At 60.0% G+C, this 22422-nt stretch carries 27 protein-coding genes; 21 read left to right on the forward strand and 6 right to left on the reverse strand.

The window, feature by feature from the left end; all coding sequences use genetic code 11:
• Positions 1 to 45: 45 nt before the first annotated feature.
• The 10 genes from C461_RS07555 (at position 46) to C461_RS07600 (ending at position 5888) form a co-directional block, all read left to right on the forward strand.
• On the forward strand, positions 46 to 387 hold the full coding sequence (locus C461_RS07555; RefSeq protein WP_008000062.1) for a hypothetical protein: 342 nt from the start codon (positions 46 to 48) through the stop codon (positions 385 to 387).
• Positions 384 to 839: a hypothetical protein gene (locus C461_RS07560; protein ID WP_239639100.1), complete on the forward strand. Its 456-nt coding sequence runs from the start codon at positions 384 to 386 to the stop codon at positions 837 to 839. The genes C461_RS07555 and C461_RS07560 overlap by 4 nt, the downstream gene beginning before the upstream one ends.
• Before the next feature lie 268 nt (positions 840 to 1107).
• Positions 1108 to 1620 carry a hypothetical protein gene (locus C461_RS07565; protein ID WP_008000065.1) on the forward strand — a complete coding sequence of 171 codons (513 nt, stop codon included), beginning with the start codon at positions 1108 to 1110 and terminating at the stop codon, positions 1618 to 1620.
• The gene (locus C461_RS07570; protein ID WP_008000066.1) at positions 1610 to 1837 is read left to right on the forward strand and encodes a hypothetical protein; all 228 of its coding nucleotides are present in this window, start codon (positions 1610 to 1612) and stop codon (positions 1835 to 1837) included. The genes C461_RS07565 and C461_RS07570 overlap by 11 nt, the downstream gene beginning before the upstream one ends.
• 201 nt (positions 1838 to 2038) lie before the next feature.
• Positions 2039 to 2275 carry an AbrB/MazE/SpoVT family DNA-binding domain-containing protein gene (locus C461_RS07575; RefSeq protein WP_049906428.1) on the forward strand — a complete coding sequence of 79 codons (237 nt, stop codon included), beginning with the start codon at positions 2039 to 2041 and terminating at the stop codon, positions 2273 to 2275.
• 373 nt (positions 2276 to 2648) lie between these two features.
• A complete protein-coding gene (locus tag C461_RS07580; protein WP_008000068.1) occupies positions 2649 to 2831 on the forward strand; it encodes a hypothetical protein in 183 nt (60 codons plus the stop codon).
• Positions 2831 to 3676 (forward strand): hypothetical protein, encoded by an 846-nt coding sequence (locus tag C461_RS07585; protein ID WP_008000069.1) that lies wholly within the window; start codon positions 2831 to 2833, stop codon positions 3674 to 3676. The genes C461_RS07580 and C461_RS07585 overlap by 1 nt, the downstream gene beginning before the upstream one ends.
• 7 nt (positions 3677 to 3683) lie before the next feature.
• Positions 3684 to 4202: an HNH endonuclease gene (locus C461_RS07590; RefSeq protein WP_008000070.1), complete on the forward strand. Its 519-nt coding sequence runs from the start codon at positions 3684 to 3686 to the stop codon at positions 4200 to 4202.
• A 12-nt stretch (positions 4203 to 4214) separates the two neighbouring features.
• Complete coding sequence (locus tag C461_RS07595) at positions 4215 to 4469, forward strand: hypothetical protein (protein ID WP_008000071.1); 255 nt, start codon at positions 4215 to 4217, stop codon at positions 4467 to 4469.
• A gap of 129 nt (positions 4470 to 4598) precedes the next feature.
• The gene (locus C461_RS07600; RefSeq protein ID WP_008000072.1) at positions 4599 to 5888 is read left to right on the forward strand and encodes a DNA-methyltransferase; all 1290 of its coding nucleotides are present in this window, start codon (positions 4599 to 4601) and stop codon (positions 5886 to 5888) included.
• A 225-nt stretch (positions 5889 to 6113) separates the two neighbouring features.
• Here the strand turns inward: C461_RS07600 and C461_RS07605 are convergent, their stop codons facing one another.
• The gene (locus tag C461_RS07605; protein WP_008000075.1) at positions 6114 to 6326 is read right to left on the reverse strand and encodes a hypothetical protein; all 213 of its coding nucleotides are present in this window, start codon (positions 6324 to 6326) and stop codon (positions 6114 to 6116) included.
• A gap of 167 nt (positions 6327 to 6493) precedes the next feature.
• Here C461_RS07605 and C461_RS07610 point away from each other — a divergent pair, with 167 nt between their 5' ends.
• From C461_RS07610 to C461_RS15510, 5 genes are all read left to right on the forward strand, one after another.
• Positions 6494 to 7105, forward strand: a complete 612-nt coding sequence (locus C461_RS07610; protein ID WP_008000077.1) for a tyrosine-type recombinase/integrase — start codon at positions 6494 to 6496, stop codon at positions 7103 to 7105.
• A gap of 265 nt (positions 7106 to 7370) precedes the next feature.
• Positions 7371 to 7778, forward strand: a complete 408-nt coding sequence (locus C461_RS07615; protein ID WP_008000078.1) for a hypothetical protein — start codon at positions 7371 to 7373, stop codon at positions 7776 to 7778.
• A 241-nt stretch (positions 7779 to 8019) separates the two neighbouring features.
• The gene (locus tag C461_RS07620; protein WP_008000080.1) at positions 8020 to 12210 is read left to right on the forward strand and encodes an Eco57I restriction-modification methylase domain-containing protein; all 4191 of its coding nucleotides are present in this window, start codon (positions 8020 to 8022) and stop codon (positions 12208 to 12210) included.
• 86 nt (positions 12211 to 12296) lie between these two features.
• Entirely contained in the window at positions 12297 to 13796 is a 1500-nt protein-coding gene (locus C461_RS15505) for a PIN domain-containing protein (RefSeq protein ID WP_152418366.1), read from the forward strand.
• Positions 13774 to 14241: a hypothetical protein gene (locus C461_RS15510; protein WP_152418367.1), complete on the forward strand. Its 468-nt coding sequence runs from the start codon at positions 13774 to 13776 to the stop codon at positions 14239 to 14241. The genes C461_RS15505 and C461_RS15510 overlap by 23 nt, the downstream gene beginning before the upstream one ends.
• 239 nt (positions 14242 to 14480) lie before the next feature.
• On the opposite strand, the gene C461_RS15105 is transcribed toward C461_RS15510, so the two are convergent.
• The 3 genes from C461_RS15105 to C461_RS15110 are packed head-to-tail and all read right to left on the reverse strand — an operon-like array spanning position 14481 to position 16710.
• A complete protein-coding gene (locus C461_RS15105; RefSeq protein WP_080506269.1) occupies positions 14481 to 16079 on the reverse strand; it encodes a pentapeptide repeat-containing protein in 1599 nt (532 codons plus the stop codon).
• Positions 16079 to 16402, reverse strand: coding sequence for a winged helix-turn-helix domain-containing protein (locus C461_RS07640; RefSeq protein WP_239639102.1), 324 nt, complete (start codon positions 16400 to 16402; stop codon positions 16079 to 16081). The genes C461_RS15105 and C461_RS07640 overlap by 1 nt, the downstream gene beginning before the upstream one ends.
• 2 nt (positions 16403 to 16404) lie before the next feature.
• Positions 16405 to 16710 (reverse strand): helix-turn-helix domain-containing protein, encoded by a 306-nt coding sequence (locus tag C461_RS15110; RefSeq protein WP_321163300.1) that lies wholly within the window; start codon positions 16708 to 16710, stop codon positions 16405 to 16407.
• 317 nt (positions 16711 to 17027) lie between these two features.
• Here C461_RS15110 and C461_RS15515 point away from each other — a divergent pair, with 317 nt between their 5' ends.
• The 6 genes from C461_RS15515 to C461_RS07660 all read left to right on the forward strand — a co-directional run bounded on the left by C461_RS15515 (position 17028) and on the right by C461_RS07660 (position 20238).
• Complete coding sequence (locus C461_RS15515; RefSeq protein WP_152418368.1) at positions 17028 to 17225, forward strand: hypothetical protein; 198 nt, start codon at positions 17028 to 17030, stop codon at positions 17223 to 17225.
• A complete protein-coding gene (locus C461_RS07645; protein WP_008000087.1) occupies positions 17218 to 17541 on the forward strand; it encodes a helix-turn-helix transcriptional regulator in 324 nt (107 codons plus the stop codon). The genes C461_RS15515 and C461_RS07645 overlap by 8 nt, the downstream gene beginning before the upstream one ends.
• Positions 17538 to 17813 (forward strand): hypothetical protein, encoded by a 276-nt coding sequence (locus tag C461_RS07650; RefSeq protein WP_008000088.1) that lies wholly within the window; start codon positions 17538 to 17540, stop codon positions 17811 to 17813. Before C461_RS07645 ends, C461_RS07650 begins: the two co-directional genes overlap by 4 nt.
• Complete coding sequence (locus C461_RS15665; RefSeq protein ID WP_156062194.1) at positions 17810 to 17971, forward strand: hypothetical protein; 162 nt, start codon at positions 17810 to 17812, stop codon at positions 17969 to 17971. Before C461_RS07650 ends, C461_RS15665 begins: the two co-directional genes overlap by 4 nt.
• Before the next feature lie 118 nt (positions 17972 to 18089).
• The gene (locus tag C461_RS07655; protein WP_008000090.1) at positions 18090 to 19178 is read left to right on the forward strand and encodes a tyrosine-type recombinase/integrase; all 1089 of its coding nucleotides are present in this window, start codon (positions 18090 to 18092) and stop codon (positions 19176 to 19178) included.
• A 355-nt stretch (positions 19179 to 19533) separates the two neighbouring features.
• A complete protein-coding gene (locus C461_RS07660) occupies positions 19534 to 20238 on the forward strand; it encodes a VTT domain-containing protein (RefSeq protein ID WP_049906464.1) in 705 nt (234 codons plus the stop codon).
• Positions 20239 to 20262: 24 nt separating this feature from the next.
• Here C461_RS07660 and C461_RS07665 read toward each other — a convergent pair whose 3' ends face one another.
• Positions 20263 to 20685: a GtrA family protein gene (locus C461_RS07665; protein WP_008000095.1), complete on the reverse strand. Its 423-nt coding sequence runs from the start codon at positions 20683 to 20685 to the stop codon at positions 20263 to 20265.
• Positions 20685 to 22268, reverse strand: a complete 1584-nt coding sequence (locus tag C461_RS07670) for a sulfatase-like hydrolase/transferase (protein WP_008000096.1) — start codon at positions 22266 to 22268, stop codon at positions 20685 to 20687. The genes C461_RS07665 and C461_RS07670 overlap by 1 nt, the downstream gene beginning before the upstream one ends.
• Between the last annotated feature and the right edge of the window lie 154 nt (positions 22269 to 22422).

Here is a 22422-nt window from a genome sequence, read left to right on the forward strand (position 1 = left end):
TCTTACACGTAGAGGCACTCTCGCGCCGCCTCAGGAGGTGGCGTTATGAGCAGTGTCGAGCGGCAGATCGACGTTGATCTCGACGCTGACGGAAACGCGGCGCGCGCGGTCGTCGAGGAGCGGCGCGAGCTGAGTATCGGCGAACTGTTCAACGCGAACGACGAGCTGCGGCTCTGGCAGGACACCGCGGGCTGGAACGGCTACGTTCGCGAGGTCGTCGACGGCGAGACGCGATTCTACGCCGTGAACACGCGGTTCGATGAAGACGAGTGGATATCGAAGATCCGCTGCGGCGAGACGGCTGTTCACGACGCAATCCGGAAGCACATCGAGGATAGGCACGCGGGTGGTGTCGGCAACTTCGTGAAGAGGTGTTCGCCGCCATGAACGCCGTCGAAGAGCACCGCGAGCAGATCGCAAACCGGCTCGGCGAGCCGGATCGGCTGCAGTTCCCGAGCGGATGGACGATGTCCTCCAGCTGGCAGCGCGCACAAGCCGCGCCGTCGACAGTCGGCCCGGTGAACCCGGCCGAATTCGACGTGCTGCTTGGCTACGTCGATGAGGACGGTCTCTCAAAACACCGCGTGCTGTTCGCGCTCTACGAGGGCCAACTGCGGGCCGAGTGCGAGTGCGACAGCTACCGCTTCCGCGGCTGGTGCGCTCACGTCGCGCTGCTCTGGTGGAAGTGGAGCCACGACGATCTCGCTGTGACTGACCTCGACGCGAATCGGGTCCACACTTCGCCACCGTGGTGGCTCTCCGTCGACGACGTCGAGCGAGATCGCGTCGACGCCGAGCCCGACCAGCCCGTCGCGGCTGACGGAGGTGTCGAACGATGACCTCCGTTTCGACTGTTTCGCGTGGAACAGGTGGAGTGTACAAGTCGTACGGATCAGCAACCCCGTCGTACGACACCGATTCGGCAGTAAACGGCACCGATGGAGCCTCTCGCTCCGAATTTATGAAGTCGTACGAAGGTACGGGGGTGTGGAAGAATCGGTGCCCACGTGACGCACCCGAGTGTGTGAGCGCGAACAGCAGGCGGCGCGCGCGCCGCCGCGCATTATGCGGCCGTGGCCGTGCTCGCAGGCGTAGCGGGGTGTCGGCATGAGCGAGTCGCGAGTTGCGAAGGCGACGATCCGCGACGACGCCCGTCTCGAAGCACTCGCCGAGGCTGAAGAGGAGCACGGGTCGCTGGCGGACGCGATTCGGTTCGCGGTCTCGGAGGCGTACGTCGACGGCGACGACGCGAGCGAGAGCGGCGACGGCGAGATCCCGCTGAAGGCCCGCGAAGGGCATCGGAAGCTCGTCGAGTGGACCGGCATCGGCGGGCGGATCGAACTGGAGACGGCGGAGTCGGTGCTTGCGAACCACCTGAACATTCAGACCGACGCGATTCGACGGATGGTGGTGAAGCCGCTGAAGGCGGCGGACGTGATCCGACTCCACCAGGGGATCCACGACGTGTGGATCATCGTCGGTTCGCTCGACGACGAGCCGATCAGCGTCGACACCGAGCCAGACACGCCGGCGCGGAAGGCCGCGACGGACGGCGGGGAGGCGCGCGAGCGGCTCGACGAACTGGCTGCAGCCGGCACGGAGGTGGCCGATGGCGAGTAAGTCGCGCGTCGTCGGCGCCGCCGAGAACGTCGACAAGCGTGGGCCGTCGGACGCCGAGCCCTACGAGGTCGACGTCGGCGAACGGCGTGTTCTCTCGGCGTTCTGCTGCACGTGTGAGGAGACGGCGACGCTCCTCTTGGAGGTCGGCGACGACTCGCCGTGGGATCACGACGCGATGAACGCGAGCCACGAGGTCGAGTACTGGAGGGAAGCATGAACCGGGCGATGTCGACTCGCACGGCCACGAACACCGACGCAGACGCAACCGGTGAAGCGCTGCAAGACACCCGCAGCCGACACCCGTCGCGCGAATGCGAGTGCCCTACGTGCGAGGGTAGCAACGGCGGTCTGCGGTTCTGTGCGAAGTGTCGCTACAACGGCTGCACCGCCGGGAAAGCGCTCTGCGGGGTGAGTGACGATGAGTAAGTCAGACGGCTACAAATCGACGGGAATCACCGGATTCCTGGCCGACGGACGGCGGATTCAAGAGGGCGATGGAAGTTTCACCGTGACGATCCCCCGGGCACTGGCGATGGAGTGGGACCTCGAACACGGAGACGACCTCCTGTTTACCGCCGAAGAGGGATCCACCAAGGCGACGATCCACAAGCCCGGCAGCGAAGGCGGATTCTCTCTGGGGGTGGCCGATGACTGATCGTCACCGCACAGGAGCAGAGAATNCGACGATCCACAAGCCCGGCAGCGAAGGCGGATTCTCTCTGGGGGTGGCCGATGACTGATCGTCACCGCACAGGAGCAGAGAATCGCTGCCCACCTCACAGACTTATCGAGACGGGTCTGGAGCGGGTCGCAACGGACGGCGGGGCTGCCACGAGAAAGACGCCGGAGACAGCGGCGACAGAGCACCCGACGGTGCTTGACGTCGACGTCGTTGGCGATCGTGCGCTGGCGAGTGTTGAACGGGGCGACGTTTCGATCGTCGTGGAGGCGCCGGCGGGGATCTCCGCCGAGGAGCTGGAGCAGACGCTGAGCGGCGTGCCGAAGAGCATCGAGAGAACGACCNCGTCGTGGAGGCGCCGGCGGGGATCTCCGCCGAGGAGCTGGAGCAGACGCTGAGCGGCGTGCCGAAGAGCATCGAGAGAACGACCGAGCAGTTCGCGACTACGACGACCATGAGTGACGACACCACCGAAATCGACGACGGTACCGACTTCGACGACACGGCCGACGGCGTCGGAGGTGGTGCGTAATGGCGGCTGCTGACGCGGAAGAGACCGAGGACGAACAGACGCCCGACGTAGAGTCGGCCCCGATCGGGAACCTCTCCGTCGTCATCCGCGCAGAGGTGCTCCAGCAGGTCGTCGATCAGCTACTGACGGTCGTCGACGAGGCGATCTTCCGGCTCGGCTACGACGGGCTGTCGGTCACGGCTGTCGACCCGGCGAACGTGGCCATGGTTGACATCGGGGTCGAGCCGGGCGCGTTCGAGTCGGTCGGGGAAGGGATGTTCCCGATCGGGCTGAATCTGCAGCGCCTTGACGACTACATCGACGGGGCGAGCGGAGCGGATCCGATCACGCTCACGTTCCAGCCTGAGACGCTCTCGGTAGAGATCGAGCACACGAACGTCGAGGTGGAAATGGCGGGCATCAACACGGACATGATGCGAGACGAGCCGGACATCCCGGATCTCGACCTCGACAGCGAGTTTACGGCCGACGCGGGGCTGGTGACGGAAGCGATCGAGAACAGCGCTCTCGTGAGCGACCACGTCGAGCTGGAATCGGCTGTCGACGACGGGAAGCTCGTCATCTGTGGCCACGGAGACACAGACGACATCAAGACGGTTCTCGAACCCGACGAGATGTCGGAAGCAAACTTCGCCTCGGACGCAGTGGCAATGTACTCGGTTCCGTACTTGACCGGCGGATCGACGCAGGGGTCGAAGTACAGCGGGATACTGAAGCCGGTGAGCAGCGGCACAGACCTCCAGGTGCGGTTCGCCGAGGATACGCCGATGAAGATGGACTACGAGTTCGCGGACGGCTTCGGCACTGTGCAGATGATGCTGGCCCCGCGGATTCAGAGCAGGTGATGACGGTGTGGAAGCCTATCACCTCGGAGAGAACCGTGTGCAGCCGTACGCTCGGTTCGAACATGCGAAGGCCGGTCACGGGAGCGGGGCGGGCTACGAGCGGTGGCGGTCGACCGAGCACCGGCCACACACGACGAGGGCCGGTCGCGAAGACGTGTACGTCGCGCACCACCGGCTGCTCGCAGTCGTCGAGTGCTACCCGATCGACGAGCCGATCGAGTCAGTGCTCGACGATCTCGCCGGGAAGGATGTGCACCATCGCAACGGGATCAAGTGGGACAACCGGGCGGAGAATATCGAGCCGGTCGACCACGGCGAACATGCGTCGATCACCCAGCAGCAGATGCGAGCGTGGGCGGAAGACGAGAAGCGCGAGCACCGGCAGCACACAGATGGCGTCACGGACGACGCCTGCGCCGGGTGTGGAGAATCCGCGGAGCTGCTCGCGACATCACCGGGATTCGCCGGAGAGCGGTGCCTGGAGTGTGCGAGACAAGAGTGCGACGGAGAGCCGATCGAGGTCTGAACGAGGTCAACGATGAACGACGAGAACCTAGAACGGATCGCGGAGGCGATGGAGCTACAGAACGCGCTGCTCCTGCAGCTGGTGCAGGACCAGGAGCGCGAGCGCTGTCGACAGCGTCACGATCCGGATCACACGGGTCGGTCGGACCGCGCGACGGCGACCTCGGTGGCGGATTCGTACGGAGACCTGTACGGTGGCTCGATCGGCAGCTGGGAGTTCAAACCGGTCGCTGAGCAGGTCGAGAAGATGGGGGCTCACAATGAGTGAACTCGTTGCCTGCTGCGGCTGTTATCGGACGTTCTACGGGGTGAACCGGAAGCTCCCCGACGAATGCTCCGACTGCGGGCACGACGGAACAGGTAGCGCCGGTGCTGGCTGGAAAAAGCAGGTGAAAGCATGAGCGACAACCGCGCCGTCGACGATCAACGCGACGGGGAGATCGATCGGTGGATCAACGACATCCACCAGGGCGATGTAGTCGGGACGCTCCGCGAGATGCCGGAGTCGTCGGTTCACTGCGTGATGACCTCACCGCCCTACTACGGCTTGCGCGACTACGGCGTTGACGGACAGATCGGGCTTGAAGAGTCTCTGGACGAGTTCGTCGACGCGCTCGTCGACGTCGGTGACGAGCTGCGACGCGTCCTTCGTGACGACGGCAGTTGGTGGCTGAACCTCGGTGACTCGTTCATCGAGAAACAGAAGACGCTCGCCCCGCACCGGGTCGCGATCGCACTTCAGAATGCCGGCTGGATCGTTCGATCGGATGCTGTCTGGTCGAAACCGAATCCGATGCCTCACCCGGTCAAAGATCGGCTCCACGAGCACAAGGAGTTCGTCTTTCAACTGACGCCGACACGGGATTACTGGTTCGACCTCGATGCGATCCGCGAGTCACACGCTGAGAGTTCGCTAAATAGAACTGGTCGAAACGACAATACGGAGCGGCCGTTCCCCGGAAACGACCAGACTCTAGATCCGGATCAGTTCCTTCATCCGAATGGGAAGAATCCGGGTGATGTTCTTGAGGTACCGATCAAATCGTTCCCCGAGGCACACTTCGCAGTCTACCCGCCGGAGCTGTGTGAGATACCTCTCAAGTCGTCGTGCCCGCCGAAAGTCTGTGCCGTCTGTGGGACCCCATACGATCACACGGTGAGCGAGCCTGATCTCCTCGCCAACCCGAACAATCGGGACAAGAAGGCTCGTGCGCTTGAACTCTACGAACAGTCCGACCTCGACCTCAAACACCTGGAGGCGGCCCGTGATGTCGGCCTTCACGATGAGTACGTTTCAAATCATCACTCTGACGGGGGATACGGGAAGGTAGACGAGGAGAAAGCCGAACTCACCCGAGAAGCGCGTGAAGTTCTCGGTGCCTACACGCGTGAGTTCTCGACCGGTGCCCGCACCCGAACCGGGTGGAAACAGGCTTGTGACTGCCCGACCGTCGGCGACTACACCGAACCGGGGATCGTGCTCGATCCGTTCACTGGCGCCGGAACGACCGCGCTCGTCGCGAAGCGTCTGGGGCGCCGGTTCGTAGGGATCGACCTGAACCCGGACTACGTTGCTCTTGCGCAGCGCCGTGTCGGCATCACCGTCGACGAGCCGGAACGGCTCCTCGATGAGAACGAAACCCACCTCGCTGCCTTCGCCGACGGAGGTGATCCCGGTGCCGAGTGACGCCGTCGACGATCAATTCGGAGACGATCGATACAGCGTGAGTCTTGAAGGCTCGCCCGGGACTCGGTGGTCAACGGTTGTTACGGCAAACTCGCCGGACAGTGCGTTCGTAAAGGCGGAACAGAAAGCTCCGGGATCAGGCCAGGCGAGAGCGATCTACGCTGACAATGTTGACACGGGGAACGATACCATGCCGAGTGAGCAAGGAACTGAGGGGATCGATGGCTACCACTTTGGGCGGAGTCTCGCGTGGACTCCGTCGTCCATGCCCTTCGGTTTACCTTCGACATCGAAGTTTTCCTGCGTCAGCCGGATCAGTTTGGACTTAGTCCCAGAAACCACTACATTCGCGAACGATCCTTTCCCATCTTCACCGATCTTCTGGATCTTGATGTCCGGGTCGTCCAGTTGGTCTCTGATCAAATCCTCGTCGATCATGGGGATTAGTACCGGTACCGACGTGATGAAACCTCGCCTACTCTCTCTGAACTGGGGGTGTGTCAACGCTTAAGACGAGTTTGGGATTCTTTGTATAGACTCCCAAACTGACCCCCTCCCTTCCGCTGTACCGTTTATAAACAACACACTGCGAAACACCCCGAACTATGGATTCCCAAACTCAAGAGAAAGCGACAGTCTGGCTGAAGCCGGAACAGGTCGACAAGATGCGAAGTGCAACCGTCGAGGCGAGTGCGACGTATCTCGCTGCTCGCAACGACGCACTGATCGCGACGCTGTACGACACCGGGCTGCGGGTCGCCGAGGCGATCGCGCTCGACGTCGACGACCATCTGGACCTCGACGACGGCGTGATCGCGCTCCCAGCTGCACTCCAGAAGGACTACCCGACAGACCGCTCCCCGAGCTACACCGAGATCGGGCTCGCCGACGAGACCGTTCGGACGCTCCGAATGTATCTCGGCGGGAGGTGGAAGGATTCGCCAGCGCTCTGGCCGTCGCGACAGTCCGATCGGATGTCAACTGAGTCAGTGCGGAACGTCGTGCGAGACGCCGCTGTCGCCGCCGACGTGCGTCCGATGACCGTCGCCGGCCGTGGAACCCCGGAGGACGTGACGCCGCACACGCTGCGCCACAGCGTCGCCTATCGGATGCTCAACGTTGAGGACAACAACACGTTCTACGACGTGCGGAACCGGCTCCGGCACGCGAGCATCCAGACGACCGAACGCGTCTACGACCACATCGACCGCGTCTGACCGGAATCTGCACCGATATCTCCATATATCTCGATATGGCGATCTCTGAGATCGGCCGGTTCGGAGTTTCTGCTGCCTACTGAGAATCTGCTCACACGCGCGGGCGTATATATGGGTACAGGAGGGGGAGGGCGAAACGGGCCGGATTAGCAGTAGCGACAGCGTGTCGTCTCGGCGAGTCTCTTGGTAGATGAATCGACGAGCGACTAATTGACCAAGATTGCAGAAAGCTATACACGGAAACTTCCCCAACAGTCGAGATACAATGGTACACCCCGACCTTGGGACGCTCCAAGATGCGGCCCGCTATGCCGAGAGTGTGGCTGATCACGGCATAGACACGAGCAATGCTATTGCGCTTACTAAGATGCGGAAGGCGCTTATGGACCTGGAGAATGCGGCTGAAGAAGCACGCAAGCAGGTGATTGAACCTGCGTTAGATGAGGAGATGGATGTCGGAGACTGCGTGGCCGGCTTACAGAGAGTAGAGGCCGAGCAGCCAACTGTGACGGACACCGCGACCGCTATAGAGATGCTTGAGGACGCCGGAGCGGATCCGGCAGAGGTAGTGAGAATCTACCCCAAGCAATTCGTTGACGCCGTCGACGGAACCAGTGTCGACCCATCTGTGGTCATCGATTACACGGAGTACACATATTATCGCCAGGACTGATAAGTGAGCGAGCAGGCCAAGGAGATCCCGGAGTTACACCACCACGCTAGCTCGCTTCTGTCGGCTCTTCCTCTGGCTCTTCTAACGGCAGAGCGCGTTTGTGGACGATCCCCAGCGCACAGGGGTTCTCCCGGGTGCGGTTGGGATGCGGTGACTCGTGGACGCTCGCGTCGGCGTGATCCAGCGCTGGTAACTGCTCCGTCAGCTATATACTCGCGGTGATGTGTGGATTGGATATCACATGAGCCAAGCCACACTCGGCAGTGGCCCCTATCGGAATTCGAATCTCTTCTCCGGGTACTATCTCGACGAGCGCGTTTCGGATCTGGACGCGTGGGATTGCGACGTCGAGGCTCAGGAGGCGTTCGACGAGATCAACGAACTCTGGCAGAAGGAGGCGGCGCTTCTTGGAACGTACAACGAGGACGGCCTGATCGACACGTGGATCGCGGAGGTCCTCGACATTCTCGGGTTCGACACGATCTCCGAGGCGACGCTTCCCGACGGTGGCGGCCACGTCGACCGGCTGCTGTACGAAAACGACGACGCCCGACGGGAGGCGGCACAGCGGCGCGCGGCCGGCGACGTCGACGCCATGTTCTCACAGGCGTCGGCGATCCTCGAAGCCAAACAGTGGGACGCCAACTTCGAGCAGCGCTTCGCCGAACAGCGGTCGTATCGGGACGCCTCTCACCAGATTAAGTACTATCTCGAACGGACGCCGGGAGACCTGCGGTGGGGCGTACTCACCGACGGGAAGAAGTGGCGGCTCTACGGCACAAAGGACTACGAGACACAGACCTACTACGAGGTCGATCTCCCGGAGGTCATCGAGAGCGGGAACCTGGAGGCGTTCAAGTACTTCTTCGCGTTCTTCCGGCCGGAGGCGTTCGTTGAGCACTCGGGGAGTTCGTTCCTCGACGACGTATGGACGGAATCGGAGACGGCGGCACAGGAACTCGGTGAGGACCTCCAGGACAACGTGTTCCGGGCGCTGCGAGTACTCGGTAAGGGCTTCGTCGAGTCGAACGACCTCGACGTCGGCGCGGAAGGTGAGGTGGACCGCGACGAGCTGAAAGAGCAGTCGCTGGTTCTCCTGTACCGGCTGATGTTCGTGCTGTACGCGGAGTCACGCGGGCTGATCGATCCGGACGATCCCGACGACGCCGAGGAGTATCACGAGTACTTCAGCCTCGAAGCGAAGCGCGAGGAGATTCTCGACGACGTGGAGGGCATGGACGTCGAGTCCGGGGAGGCGTTCTCCGAGGAGTACAGCCGATTCTCCTCTTCCATCTGGGGACGGCTCTCGGAGCTGTTCGAGCTGATCGACGAGGGCGAGGAAGACCTCGATATCCCGCCGTACAACGGGGGGCTGTTCAGCCAGGAGGACCACGCGTTCCTCGACGACTACGAGGTGAAGGACCCGTACATCGCCGAGGTCATCTACTGGCTGTCGACCACGGAGAACGAGGACGGCGAGCACGTGCCGGCGGACTACGCTGACCTGGACACGCGGCACCTCGGATCGATCTATGAGGGGCTGCTCGAACACGAGTTCCGGATCGCGGACGCGGAGGGCGTCGCGGCGGTCTCGGAGGACGGCGGACAGGTGTGGAAGCCAGCCTCGGAGGTCACGGCGGCGGAGGCGGTCGAAATCGTCGAGGAGGGCGGGCTGTACGTCGTCAACGATGAGGGCGAGCGCAAGGCCACGGGCGCGTACTACACGACGGACTACGTGGTCACGTACATCGTCGAGGAGACGGTCGACCCGCTGATCGACGAGATCGACGTAGACCTCCGCGATCAGGGACTCAAGCCGAGCGATCGGGAGTACTTCGCGGAGTTCTACCAGCGAGTGAAGGACCTGACCGTGCTCGACCCGGCAATGGGGTCGGGCCACTTCCTGACGAAGGCGACGGGATACCTCACCGAGCAGGTGATGGAGGTCGTTCGCGAACAGGAGATTCAGTCGTACGACGAGCAAGAGATCCGCCGGGAGATTTCCAAGGAGGTCATCTACGGGGTCGACCTGAACGGGATGGCGGTCGAACTGTCGAAGCTGTCGATGTGGCTCGAAACGCTCGCGGCGGACCAGCCGCTCGCGTTTCTCGATCACCACCTGAAGGACGGGAACTCGCTGGTCGGAAGCGATATCACGGAGGTGCTCTCGGACGACACCGAGGAGAGTGGCGGTCAGCTCACACTGACGCAGGCGTTCGCTCGCGTTCGGCAGGACACGCTCGAACACGTGATGGAACTGATGGCGGACCTGCTCGCGTACGACAACGACTCACTGGAGAGCGTGAAATCGATGGAGGAGCTGTACGACGAGATTCGCGACGACCCGCTGTACACGCGTCTCTTCGAGTTAGCGAACGTCCACACCGCCGAGGAGTTCGGCGCCAACGTGCCGGAGGACGCCTACGAACAGATGGCGGGGGCGATTGAGAGCGAAGATGACTGGGCGACGATCCGCGGAGAAGACTGGTTCATGGCGGCCCAGGTGACGGCTGACGAGCAGAACTTCTTCCACTGGGAGTTGGAGTTCCCCGAGGTGTTCTTCGACGCCGACGGCGAGAAAATGCCTGCGGCCGGGTTTGATGCCGTTATAGGGAATCCGCCGTATGTGCGTCAAGAAAAGCTAAGCAAAATTAAAGATTATGTCGAGGAGAACTTCCGAGTTTACGATGGGAAGGCAGATATTTACTCATACTTTTTCGAACGCGGATTGAATATCGCTCGGCTGGATGGGACCCTGGGGTATATTTCTTCTAACCGGTTTATCACTGCTAATTACGGCTCAAGCCTAAGAAGCTACCTAGCAGAGGAAAGTGGCATTCGGAAAATTATAGATTTTAAGGATTTGCCGGTGTTCCCCGGTGTAACAACGTCCCCTGCCATATTCATATTGGAAAAAGAAACACAGAGCGACGTCGATACAGACTATGTTGATGTCGAGGATCTATCTTTCACCGATTTAGGGAGATACGTTGAGTCAGAATCTGTTAGTATACCATCGAAAAATTTCGGTGAAACTTGGAGACTTAGATCAAAGAGAACCAATGCTGTACTTGACAAAGTCGATGAAAAGCAACCTTTGGAGGACTACATTGATGGAGAAATAAATCGGGGAATAGTGACTGGATTAAACGATGCATTTGTTATTGACAAAGAAACAAAAGAAAAATTGGAAGCAAAAGATGGCGATAGCTCAGAGATAATTAAACCGTTCATTTCCGGTAATGAGATCAGACGGTTCTACCATGAGTCTCCTACAGAATACCTAATATATGCAACATGGGACCTCGATATAAATAATTACCCTGCTGTAAAAGCTCACCTAGAGAAGTGGAGAGACGAATTAGAGTCACGGCCAGAATGTCAACAGGGCCGTTTTGATTGGTTCTGCTTATCTCGATATGCAGCTGATTACGAATCGGATTTCGGTTCTAGCAAGGTAATCTATCCAGAGGTATCGAAGAACGCACGTTTTGCTATTGATACAGAAGGAATCTATCCGAATAAGACAGCATTCATTATTCCTCACCAGGATTATCACCTCCTATCTATTCTGAACTCCACCATCTCAGAATTGTATCTGCACTCTATCAGCTCGCGAATGCGTGGGGGTTACTACATGAATAGCGAGATCTACGTCGAGAATATACCTATTGCTGGTGAAGAGGACATTGAGCTATCACGATCGGACGTGTCTCATGTTAGTAATCTATTGTCTGAATATTCGGAAATCAGAATCAAGAGAGATTCCGTAGAGGTCCCATCCTTATCTCCTATCGGGAAAATAATGGTTCAGCTCCAGGAACAGAGGGAAAGGATCAATCCAGATTTACTAGACAATCTTGGAAATTACAAGAACGCAGTTGAGATATCTACAATTGGTTTGCTCTCACCGGCCGAAAATAGCCCAACATCTGTGTTGTCTGAGACTAAAGCTGAGCGGTCTAATCTCCGTATCGGCGACGCCCGCGTCAATCGCGAGTCCCCCAACACGGTCCTGATCGAGGCCACCGCCCGCTACAAGCCCGACGACGAGGACGCGCACGAGACGGACCGATGGGGCTACACAGAGACGGAGTACCTGCCGGCGTTCCGGATCACGGACCTCACGGAGACGGAGGCAGACCTGATCGAGCACTTCGTTCCGGTCGCCGTCGACGAGGCGGGCGGCTTCGCGAACTTCCGCGAGACGGCGACGAAGACGAAGTCGCTCGTCGATCGGCTGAAGGCGATCGAGTTACCCGATGTCGACGACGTGGCCGACGACCTGGAGAACTATCTGCGGACGAAAGAGCGCGCCGAGGAGCTCGACGCCAAGATCGAACAGACGGACAAGCTTATCGACGAGATCGTCTACGAACTGTACGGGCTGACTGAGGAGGAGATCGAGATCGTTGAGGAGGCGGTAGCGTAGAACATCTAGAGGAGAACCAACAAACTCGTTACCCCCAGATATATATCATTACCACCTCAGATACCAATCATAGACTGGTGACGTAAATGAAAATTCTAATTGATACGAATATATTCATCCACCGTGAGGACGACGATGTTGTCCCTAAGTCCCTCCGCAAGTTGGAAAAAACACTGAGAGAAAATAACCATAAGATTCTGATACATCCTCTCTCTGAAAAAGAGATCAGGAATGATGGAGATGTGGAACGAAGGGCGAGAAATGAATCTAGAATAGAAACCTATGAACGAATCGGGTTTCCTGCCTACCCCACTGATGACGACTCTGATTTTCGCCAAGAGGTACCAGAAGGTCAGAAAATAAACGATGTCGTTGATAACGCAATATTGTACTCTGTATACGACGACCTGGTTGACTTTCTTATTACAGAAGACAGAGGAATTCACAAGAAAGCTCTGGATATAGGGCTTGAAGAGCGTGTATTTACTATTGAGGAAGGTTGGGATTTCTTTAGTCCTGATGAACCAGAACTCTATGGACCACTCTCATTAGAACGGACTACGCTTGGAGAATTGGATCTGTCTGATCCCATCTTTGATTCATTGAAACGGGATTACAGTCGGTTTGAGTCATGGGCACAAGAAAAATCAGAGCGGACAAGTTGGGTGACCTATAATACTGATAGATCACTTGGTGCCCTTCTTGTTCTCAAGCCGAATGAAGTCGAGGCTCTTGGCGCCTCACATTCCTTAGGTAGGAGTAGGCGAATGAAGATCTCGACTTTAAAAGTAGCAGAACACCGATGGGGGTCAAAAATCGGAGAGCTACTCGTATCAATCTCTATCAGGGAAGCAGTTCACCACGAATTAGACGAGATCTATTTGACCTATTACGATGATGGTACAGATGATTACTTTGTTGAATTGATCAGGAGTTACGGATTTGAATATGCCGCGGAAGAGAAAGATGGTGAGTCAGTATTTCTCAAACGATTAACCCCTGGGCCCGGACATAACCCAGATCCTATTGGGATAACAAAGAACTATTATCCTTCATTTTACGACGGAACAGAGGTAGACAAGTACCTAACACCGATCCGGCCAACGTACCATGATCGCCTTTTTACGTCTTACCAGAACAGACAGACCTCGTTGGTAGAGTTTGATGGTGAATTCCATACAGAAGGAAATGCCATTAAAAAGGCATATCTGACGGGTGCGAAGAATTACCAGATTGAACCTGGTGATATTCTGCTGTTCTATAGGAGTGTAGACGAAAAAGCGGTCACTTCGATTGGAGTCTGTGAGGAGGCCTATTTCAACATCACGGACACAGACAAAATCCAGAAACTGGTTGGCAAGAGATCTGTATTTACTGCCGACGAGATTGCAGAACGTGCTGAATCTGGAACGAATGTCATCCTGTTCCGGTGGCACTTCGATCTTGACGAGTGTATCTCCTATAAGAACCTATTAGATAGTGGTGTACTAAGTGGTCCATTACAGGTCATGCAGGGAATTTCGGAAGAGGATTATGAATACATCAAGGAACAAGGAGGGCTCGATGGACGCTTTGCTCTCGATTAAGCCGGAGTTCGCGAGAAAAATTCTCGATGGAGAGAAAGCTTACGAATTCCGTCGTACCTCCTTCCGAGATTCTGATGCGGTTGATACCGTATTCCTCTATGCATCCTCTCCCGATCAGCGGATCGTGGGCGCATTCACCATGGAAACCGTGATTGAGAGCGATCCAGCAAGCCTATGGCAAGAATTTGGTGATGAGTCTGGAATCGAGACACGGGAGAGATTCATGGAGTATTTTGACGGAGCAGATATTGGATATGCATACAAGATCGACCAGAGCCATCGCTTTCAGGATTCAATCGATCCTTGGGAACGTAATCCTGATTTTGTGCCTCCAACTTCCTTTCATTATTTGAAGGGAGATCTTATTCCGGAGCTTCGGAACGAGTCTGGAACATCACTTGATAGCATCCCAAGTCCAAGGCACCAGAATTACTCTTCTGATTAAGCAACGCGTGGATATATTACCACCTCTCACAACATCGTCTATCAACGGATCTAGTAACATGAGCGATAGGCGAGAATTTGCCAGAGGAACGCCCAATCCCTGATGGAACCCTTCGTCCTGATACCGCTGCCCTCAGGTAGTGATCGACCACTACCTTGGCGCGATCAAATCCGAGATCTCGATCTTCGTGTTCGACGAATTCGCCGTCGTCAATCCACCGACAAACGCTAATAACGCCCCTACCGGAGCGCCCGACGCCCAAACACGGCGACGAGAAGCGCGATCAGGATGCCACCGATCAACGATTGCACACTGGCGAGCAGCTGCGTGGTCGTCGTGGTCGGTTCGATGCCGCCGTAGCCGAGCGTCGAGAAGGTGACGGCGCTGAAGTAGATGTTGCCGATGAGGTCGGGCTCGGAGCCGCCGATCACGATCCCGCCGACGATCGAGTAGATCGCCGCGAAGATCGCGACGACCGCAACCGAGGTGCCGACGACGCGAGCGGGGCTCTCGCCGTAGAGCATGACCCACCGGTACGTGGAGTGCTTGAACCACTCCCAGTACGAGCGCGTGGCGAAGGCGCGCTTTCGGCGGCAGTGCTGTTCTCTCACGTAGGGTTGCGCGACGTCGCGCGGGCGGCTGTTCTCGCGTTGGAGGCGCTGCCGGATGCGGTAGACGCTGATCGCCTTTTTCAGTCGATCACCGACTTCTCGCCGGTCGTCCGTATCGAGGCTACGATGGCGTCGGAATCGTTTGATTGCCTGCCGAACCTTCGCTATAGACGCAGAGGGTGGGCTCGCGTCGGCGCTGCGATAGCGCGACTGAAGAACCTGACCGCTTCGTACTGCGAGAGCAAACTTGTCCGGGAGTGACGTTGGGGTGGTTGGCTCTCTGTAGAGGAGGTGACACGAATCGCAAGGGTCGGCTTCTCGCTCGTATACGGTCTGGTTGCTGAAGACTGTCTGATCGTTAATCGACACACCTTGGGGCTTCGAATCGTACAACCGTGCGCCTGTGAGATCGGCCCCGTCGAATTGGCTATCTTTCAGAGATGCTCCTTCCAAGTTTGCCCCGAGAAGATCGGCATCGGTGAAGTTCGTACGGATCGCAGTTGCGTCTAGGAGCGATGCCCAACGTAGAGGGGCACCTGTAAAATTGGCGCCAGAGAGGTCGGCACTCCGTAAGTCGGCGTCGGTAACGTCTGAATCCCAAATCTCGGTGTCAGTGAGGTTGGCACTTGGAAGGGAGGCGTTAGTGAGGTCGGAAAGCCAAAGCTTGGCAGCGGTGAGGTCGGTACTTTGGAGGGAGGCGTCAGTGAGATCAGTACCCATGATTCTGGCCTCGCTGAGGTCGGCACCAAGAAATTCGGCGTTGGTGAAGTTAACGCTCCAAATCTCGGCGTCGGTGAGGTTGGCACTCACAAGGTTGGCGTCGGTGAAGTCAGCATCAAAGATATCAGCGTCAGTGAAGTCAGCACCAAAGAGATCAGCATCGGTGAAACTAACACTTGAGATATTTGTTTCAGAGAAATCAGATTCTCGAAGATAGTGTCCATCTAATGAAAATTTGTCATCAAAACTAATTCCGGTCAGCATCGCCCCGTCAAGTAGTTCAGTACCCGATTGTGTCTGTTCACTCGCCTCGGCGTCGGGGTGAAATTGTTGCAGTGCTTCTATGGATTTTTCACCAATTTCACCCGGATCTGCGTGCCAAACACACCGATCCGAGTTTTTGAAGGAATCACGCCAGCAGCAACTCTGATGGTTCGCCCGATCGTCCACTTCGTGATTCTCTGGCCACGTGTATCCACACTTCCCTTCTGGAACCTCGTTCATCATTACCCGAACCCGGCCCACCAGCCGGGACGCGTCGCGTGCGGCGGCCGAAGTGCCGGAAGCGGGCGAATGAGGTTGGCGTCGACGTAGCCGGCAAGGTAGCCGACACCGCGCGTCGTGATCGACCAGTGGTCGTCGAGGTCGCCGCGATCGTCGTTGGCGACCCAGCCGGCTTTCGCGAGGACGCGGAGGCGAGTTCGAACGAGACGACCGCTAAGGTGGATATCGTGAGCGATCTGCCACCACGACCGGGGGTCTTCGCGGCTGAGGTACTCAAGGATCTTATCGTCCTCGTGAACCATCCAGTTCGCCGATTTCTTGACCACGATCAGGTTCCTGCGTGTGCACTTCCGTTACCGTTCTGAGGCTGATCAGCAAGCTCCTCGGCGTTCAGCTCACCATCGAGATACAGCTCGCCTTTCTGTGACAAACTATACACGCCGTTTGGGAGTCGTTGGAGGAGGCCATGATCTGCTAGCTTGTTAAGTCGACGAGAGATATTCGGCCGGCTCGTGTGAATATAATTGTGCTTGGCCAACTCACTAGCTGAGGTAGGGCCTCCCTCTCGAATAATCTCCATAATTCTGTCATCCCAGATAGTCATCCATCCGCTGCTCTTTCTCATTGTGCTCATTTATTAACTGCTTCATCTTTGGTGCTAGGAATTGATAGTAGAAAATGAGTTAGAGAAAATATGTTCTAATAGTAGAGAATCTACCAGCCAGTACATTTATGAACAGTCGGATTATTGTGTGAGGTACGGAGCCCGAGTGAGAGACTCTCGGCAGTGTGAGAAAATGTAGGATCCCGGTCGCGGTGGTAGGACACCCGACCGGGTCGGGTTCTGTGCTGAAACCACAGAACCATGCCAACGAAGGCAACTGCGGGGCTTAAGCCCTGCGCGACGACCGGCGAANACCGGGTCGGGTTCTGTGCTGAAACCACAGAACCATGCCAACGAAGGCAACTGCGGGGCTTAAGCCCTGCGCGACGACCGGCGAACCGAGCGGAAACAACGATGGCGGCTGCGGTCTCTGCCCAGCCTCCGCTGACGGCTACGACGCCGCCTACGGCGGTGCGCTCTGTGCGGAGTGCGCGGACGCGTTCGGTGCACTCCAGAGCGACCTGCGGGAGGTGCGCGATGAGTAGCGCGGCACGCGGCGAGACGCCCGAGGTCAATGGGACGGGCGCCGTCGCCGATCTCACCGCGTTCCAGCGAGACATTCTTCGGATCCTCGATCGAGAGAACCACCAGAAGGGCCTCTCGATCAAGGCCGAACTGGAGACGTACTACGGGATCGCCGTGAATCACGGCCGACTCTACCCGAACCTCGATACGCTCGTCGAGGAGGGACTGGTCGAGAAGGGCGAGCGCGACCGTCGAACGAACGACTACGCGCTCACGGACGACGCCCGCGACGCACTCGACCGTCGCGATCAGTGGGTTGCCGGAGGTGGCGAATGAGGTTCACGCGCATCGCGGACGGGACCGCGACCGCGTACACGGTGGGCGTCGAGCGTCTCGATCCCGACGACGATCCGGAGCTGGAGCCCGCTGGCTATCACTCCCCGCAGTTGCTCTACGCGGTGATGACACCCGGCGCGGTCGTCACGGACTACGACGTCCACCGGCTCGCCCGCGCGCTGCCGGGTGACGCCGGCTGGGTCGTCGACGAGCTCCGTGATCTCGACTACGAGGATCTCGCCGATCCCGATCCGACAAGGGCCGATGCGTGACGCGAACACTGACGGTTCGCCTTCGGACCGGGACCGGCACGGTCCTCGAAGACGTGGGCGTCAGCGTCGTCGCGACCGACGACGCGGCGGTCGACATGGCCCGACGACAGGCGGGGATCAGTCCCGACCAGTTCGAGACGGGCAAGGTGGTTGCGTGAGCACGCTCTGGCGCTGCGGACGCTGCGATCGCCTCGTCGACCCCTTCGTGAACGGCTACCGGTGCCCGAGTTGCGGCTGGTCGTGCAACCGGTCGGGCTTCCACGTGAACCGGGGACCATGAGCGGTCGGCAGGCACCCGCCGAGTTGTCGGTCCGCGAGGCCGCACAGCGGTACCTCCGGCGTCGACGAGCCGACGCGACGGACGCGTCCGTGAAGTCGTGGAAGTACCGCCTCAAGCTCTTCGTGGAGTGGTGTGAGGGAATTAGGCTCGACCACGTCGGCCAGCTCCGTGGCTACGACATCGACGAGTACTACGAGATCCGCAGCGCGAACGTCGCGCCGGCGACGCTCGAAGGCGAGATGTGGACGTTGCGGATGTTCGCGGAGTACCTCGAACAGATCGACGCCGTCGAGGACGGGCTGAGCGAGTCGGTGCGCATCCCGGACATCAACCCGGAGGACCGCGCCGACGAGACGAGCCTCACGACGCCGGCGGCGATACGCCTGATCGAGTACTACCGCGCCTCGGAACAGGATCGGGCCACCCGAGCCCACGCGTTCCTCGAACTCGCGTGGTTCACCGGCGCCCGCCAGAGCGGCTTGCGGGCGCTCGACGTCCGCGACCTGAACGCCCGCGTCGACGAGGGCGAACAGAGCTGGGTCGAGTTCCGGCACCGGCCGGACACGAAGACCCCGCTGAAGAACAACCGGCGGGGAGAGCGCCCGGTCGGGGTTCCCGACGAGGTCGCCCGCGTCGTCAGCGAGTACGTGCGGGAGAACCGGTTCGATGTCCGCGACGATCACGGCCGCAAGCCGCTCATAGCGAGCGCGAAGGGTCGACCGACGGAAAACACCGTTCGGGTGTGGAGCTACGGCGCTACGCAGCCGTGCGTCGCCGGAGGCTGTCCACACGACAAGGACCCGGACACCTGCGAGTGGACGCAGTACGCCCACCTGAGTAAGTGCCCGTCGTCGAGATCTCCCCATCCGATACGGACGGGGTCGATCACGTGGCAACTGAACCAGGGCATTCCGCCGGAGGTCGTCGCGGAGCGGGTCGACGCGACGGTGAAGACGATCGAGAACCACTACGACTGGGCTTCACAGGAGGACCGGTGGCGGCGGTACAGAGATCGGATGGAACAGCGGCAGGACTACGTTGAGCAACTGAAGCAGAACGAGAATTTCGACAATGAACGCAACTGAGCGAGACCACACGGGAGAACAGTTCGAGCCGGCTACGCAGACGGGTAGATGTACATCGTGCCGGCCCACTTCTCCCGCATCCGTTTTTACACTCCGCAGCGACGGCCCTCGGGTCGCCGTAATCGCGGTTCTGTGGGCAGAGCGAGTCGCCGATCTGATCGAGCACTTCGTTCCGGCCGCCGTAGAGAGAGCGGATCGACCAGCAACCGCCCGCGAAACGGCGGCGAAGACGAACTCGCTCGTGGCATTCCACTCACACCGACGACCAACGGGCTCGCCAGCCGTTGTCACAGCGCGACAGGACGATCGAATTATCGGTAAGGTTCACATTCACCGAGGCGTTGCGATGACGTACATGAAGCTGTTCTCCTCGCCGGCGGACCGTCGGCGGGGCGTCGTCGCCGCGCTGGTCGTCGTCGCCGCGTTCGTCTCGCTGTCCCTCTTCGTGCGTCGGTACGGCGGGTTCATCACCGACGTCGACGCGCTCCGCGCGTGGATCCGGCAGTTCGGCGCGCTCGCCCCGCTCGTGTTCATCGTCATTCAGGCCGTGCAGGTGGTCGTCGCCCCGGTCCCCGGACAGGTAGTCGCGCTCGCGGCCGGCTACCTCTTCGGACCGGTGGCAGGCACCGTCTACAGTCTCATCGGGGTGATCATCGGCAGCGCGATCGCGTTCTCGCTCGCGAAGCGATACGGGCGGTCCTTCGTCGAGGACGTGGTCCACGAAGACGTCGTCGAGCGGTTCGACGGCTTCGTCGACACCGTCGGCATCCCCGGGCTTCTCGCGTTCGTCGCGATTCCCGGCCTCCCGGACGACGCCGTCTGCTTTCTCGCCGGCCTCACGAAGTGGTCGCTCCCGACGTTTCTGGGCGTCATCGCCATCGGCCGACTGCCCGCGTACGTGTTCACCGTGTACGCCGGCGGCGAACTGGCGAACGGCCGGATCGGCTCGGCGATTGCGATCCTCGCCGTCATCGTCCTCGCGTCGATCGTGGGGTACTACAAACAGGAGTCGGTCCGGAACCTCCTCGCGCGGGTCGAGCCGCGGATCCCGTTCCGGTAGGCGGCCGCCCGCTGCCCCGTTACCTCATCCCCACGTCCACTGCGCGTCCAACACGAACCGATAGATCCCGCTGAGGAAGATCGCGATCGCGTTGGCGACGAGGTACATGACGTTGCCGAACTCTACGAGCCCGAATAACACGCCGAGCTGGAGCGGGATCGCGCTTCCGCGAACGACGTTCGTCTTGAGCAGTCCGGCCAGATACTCGCGGACGCCCGTGTTCTTGCTCGCGCGGAAGGTCCAGGCGTTGTTGAGCACGTACGTCAGGATGATCGTGATCTCGATGGCTATCGTCGCGCCGATGAGGTAGTTCACTCCGGCGAAGTCGACGAACAGCCACAGCAGTATCATCTGAACGCCGGCGGTGGCCGCCCCTACGATGACGAACCGGCGGAGCTGCACCGCGATCGGGCCGCTCACGAGATCGCGGAGAACAGCGCGGATCATCAGCGATAGCCGAGCGCTTCGAGCCGCGCTTCGAGGTCCTCGTCGACCTCGTCGTCCGAATCGCCCGCGGCCACCCGATCGGATTCCCGGTCGCGAAGCTCCGCGACGTGCGTCGCCGCGATCGGCGCGAACCGCTCGATCACCGCCAGTTCTTCGTCTGTCGGATCGTCGGACAGGTCGGCCTGCTGTGTGGGATCCGACGGCCGGTGGTACAGCTCCGTCGACCCGTCGTCCGCGTTTTCGATGTATGTCCACTCGGCGTCGCGGACGCTCACCAACAGGTCGCCGTCCGCCATCGACCGCGGGATCGGCTGGTCGGTGACCTCTTCGCCGCGGACGGTCACCGAGACGACGGGGTCCTGATCGGGGTCCGCGTCGCCGCCGAGCGCGGGCGCGAGGGACTCGCCGCGCCAGTCGTCCGGGGCGTCGACGCCGAGGAGGTCCGCGATCGTCGGCGGGATCGCGTCGAGACCGACGTGCTCGGAGACGCGCCCGCCGTCCGCGCCGGGCACGTTCACGATCAGCGGGACGTGGATCAGCTCGTCGTACAGCTTCGGGTAGTGCGCGAGGTGGCCGTGTTCTTGGAACTCCTCGCCGTGGTCACCGGCGACGACGATCGCGGTCTCGTCGGCGATGCCGGCGGCGTCGAGCTGATCGAGCAGGCGACCGACGCTGGCGTCGACCTGCCGCACGGTCGCTTGGTACAGCGTTCGGAGGTCGCTGAGCGTCCGATCGCCGACCTCCCAGCCGAGGCTCGTCCGCGTGTGTGCGTGGAGCATCCGATGGGTGCCGACCAGTCCGTCCGACACCTCGCGGATGTACCGCGGCGCCGGGACGTACGGAGTGTGGGTGTCCATGTAGTGGACCCACAGGAAGAACGGCTCGTCCGTGTCGTCGATGAAACCGGTCGCGGCGTCCTCGACGTCGAACATCCGCGAGGCGTCGAGAAACGGCCGGTCGTCGCTCTCGCCGCGGAGCTTGGACCCGAGCCGGCGGATCGGCGACGTCGCGAGTTGGATCCACGCCTCGACGGTGGGGTGTGCCGCGAGGTATCGGCTGTACCGGCTGGAGCCGACGCTCGTGACGAACGGTTCGAACTCGTCGAACCCCTCGGGATACCCCCAGTGCGAGGTGAGGAAGCCGTTCGCGGCGTTGAACCCGCCGGTCGCGATGCCCGCCTCGGAGAGCACCGAGGCGAGCGTCCGCGACTCCGCCACACCGATGTTCCCGTTCCGGGCGAACACCGGCTCCGAGGCGAGGATCGACGGGAACGAAAACGGCGTCCAGTTCCCGTTCGCGAACGAGCGGTCGAAGACGGTCCCCGCGTCGGCGAGGCTGTCCAATACGGGAGAGCTTCGGGTCTCGTCGTAGGGACCGATCGCGTCCGCGCGGAGCGAGTCGATCGTGACGAGCAGGACGTTGGAGACTCGAGATTCGAGCGCCGCCTCGGCGCGTTCACTCGCGTCGGCCGCCTCCCCGGTTTCGTCAGCCGTCTCAGTCTCCGCGGTCGTGTCAGCCGACCCCGACTCCGACTCGCTCTCGTCCGATGCACCACCCTCCGATTGTGACGTGTCCCGTGCCATGTTATGCGATTGGTGTCTCCGACGTCGCCGAACCGCAGATCGACCTGACCGGGCGTGCCGAGCGCCGTTCACGGTTGGAACGGGTCGGAAGCGTCCGTCGAGGGGAAGGGCCGGCGGGAGGCCCACGCCTCGTCTGGCCGAACGTCAGAATCAC

This window comes from Halorubrum aidingense JCM 13560 (assembly GCF_000336995.1).
GTDB lineage: Archaea > Halobacteriota > Halobacteria > Halobacteriales > Haloferacaceae > Halorubrum > Halorubrum aidingense.

Excerpts from the sequence above, each read along its gene's own strand:
- C461_RS07645 (WP_008000087.1), top strand. The coding sequence starts at position 17,218 with ATGAGTAGCGCGGCACGCGGCGAGACGCCCGAGGTCAATGGGACGGGC.
- C461_RS07560 (WP_239639100.1), top strand. The coding sequence starts at position 384 with ATGAACGCCGTCGAAGAGCACCGCGAGCAGATCGCAAACCGGCTCGGC.
- C461_RS07565 (WP_008000065.1), top strand. The coding sequence starts at position 1,108 with ATGAGCGAGTCGCGAGTTGCGAAGGCGACGATCCGCGACGACGCCCGT.
- C461_RS15505 (WP_152418366.1), top strand. The coding sequence starts at position 12,297 with ATGAAAATTCTAATTGATACGAATATATTCATCCACCGTGAGGACGAC.
- C461_RS07615 (WP_008000078.1), top strand. The coding sequence starts at position 7,371 with ATGGTACACCCCGACCTTGGGACGCTCCAAGATGCGGCCCGCTATGCC.
- C461_RS07555 (WP_008000062.1), top strand. The coding sequence starts at position 46 with ATGAGCAGTGTCGAGCGGCAGATCGACGTTGATCTCGACGCTGACGGA.
- C461_RS07595 (WP_008000071.1), top strand. The coding sequence starts at position 4,215 with ATGAACGACGAGAACCTAGAACGGATCGCGGAGGCGATGGAGCTACAG.
- C461_RS07665 (WP_008000095.1), bottom strand. The coding sequence starts at position 20,685 with ATGATCCGCGCTGTTCTCCGCGATCTCGTGAGCGGCCCGATCGCGGTG.
- C461_RS07605 (WP_008000075.1), bottom strand. The coding sequence starts at position 6,326 with ATGATCGACGAGGATTTGATCAGAGACCAACTGGACGACCCGGACATC.
- C461_RS07670 (WP_008000096.1), bottom strand. The coding sequence starts at position 22,268 with ATGGCACGGGACACGTCACAATCGGAGGGTGGTGCATCGGACGAGAGC.
- C461_RS07600 (WP_008000072.1), top strand. The coding sequence starts at position 4,599 with ATGAGCGACAACCGCGCCGTCGACGATCAACGCGACGGGGAGATCGAT.
- C461_RS07585 (WP_008000069.1), top strand. The coding sequence starts at position 2,831 with ATGGCGGCTGCTGACGCGGAAGAGACCGAGGACGAACAGACGCCCGAC.
- C461_RS07650 (WP_008000088.1), top strand. The coding sequence starts at position 17,538 with ATGAGGTTCACGCGCATCGCGGACGGGACCGCGACCGCGTACACGGTG.
- C461_RS07575 (WP_049906428.1), top strand. The coding sequence starts at position 2,039 with ATGAGTAAGTCAGACGGCTACAAATCGACGGGAATCACCGGATTCCTG.
- C461_RS07610 (WP_008000077.1), top strand. The coding sequence starts at position 6,494 with ATGGATTCCCAAACTCAAGAGAAAGCGACAGTCTGGCTGAAGCCGGAA.
- C461_RS07570 (WP_008000066.1), top strand. The coding sequence starts at position 1,610 with ATGGCGAGTAAGTCGCGCGTCGTCGGCGCCGCCGAGAACGTCGACAAG.
- C461_RS15110 (WP_321163300.1), bottom strand. The coding sequence starts at position 16,710 with ATGAGCACAATGAGAAAGAGCAGCGGATGGATGACTATCTGGGATGAC.
- C461_RS15515 (WP_152418368.1), top strand. The coding sequence starts at position 17,028 with ATGCCAACGAAGGCAACTGCGGGGCTTAAGCCCTGCGCGACGACCGGC.
- C461_RS07660 (WP_049906464.1), top strand. The coding sequence starts at position 19,534 with ATGAAGCTGTTCTCCTCGCCGGCGGACCGTCGGCGGGGCGTCGTCGCC.
- C461_RS15510 (WP_152418367.1), top strand. The coding sequence starts at position 13,774 with ATGGACGCTTTGCTCTCGATTAAGCCGGAGTTCGCGAGAAAAATTCTC.
- C461_RS07620 (WP_008000080.1), top strand. The coding sequence starts at position 8,020 with ATGAGCCAAGCCACACTCGGCAGTGGCCCCTATCGGAATTCGAATCTC.
- C461_RS07655 (WP_008000090.1), top strand. The coding sequence starts at position 18,090 with ATGAGCGGTCGGCAGGCACCCGCCGAGTTGTCGGTCCGCGAGGCCGCA.
- C461_RS15105 (WP_080506269.1), bottom strand. The coding sequence starts at position 16,079 with ATGATGAACGAGGTTCCAGAAGGGAAGTGTGGATACACGTGGCCAGAG.